The organism is Acetonema longum DSM 6540 (genome assembly GCF_000219125.1).
Classification (GTDB): Bacteria; Bacillota; Negativicutes; order Sporomusales; family Acetonemataceae; genus Acetonema; species Acetonema longum.
Window position 1 is genome coordinate 1 of sequence record NZ_AFGF01000059.1, and the last position, 279, is coordinate 279.

Below are 279 nucleotides of genomic sequence, written 5' to 3' on the forward strand. Positions count from 1 at the left end.
GACATTGATGCCTCCGTCAAAGGAGAGGGAGAAACCGGATTTCTTGACGGATTCCCTGTATTCATTCCCGCTGTTTTCTTCTGCCGCCTGGATGGTGACGTTGTCGCCGCTGAGGGTGACATCCTGCTTGGCTGCGGCCTCGGAGCCCTGGATGGCTACGTCGTCTCCGGCTTTGATGACGAGGGTGTTGCCGGAGAGGCTGCTGCCGGCTACGGCGTCTAGTTTCTGGTGGTGATAGGTGTCGGTGGTGACGGTGGCTAGGCCGTCGGCGTCTTCGGT

General features: G+C 59.9%; 1 protein-coding gene. It reads right to left on the reverse strand.

The annotated features are described in order from the left end of the window. Window positions 1–177 (reverse strand): hemagglutinin repeat-containing protein (locus tag ALO_RS23765; protein WP_413788494.1); only part of this gene is annotated, 177 nt, incomplete at its 3' end. Window positions 178–279 lie beyond the last annotated feature (102 nt).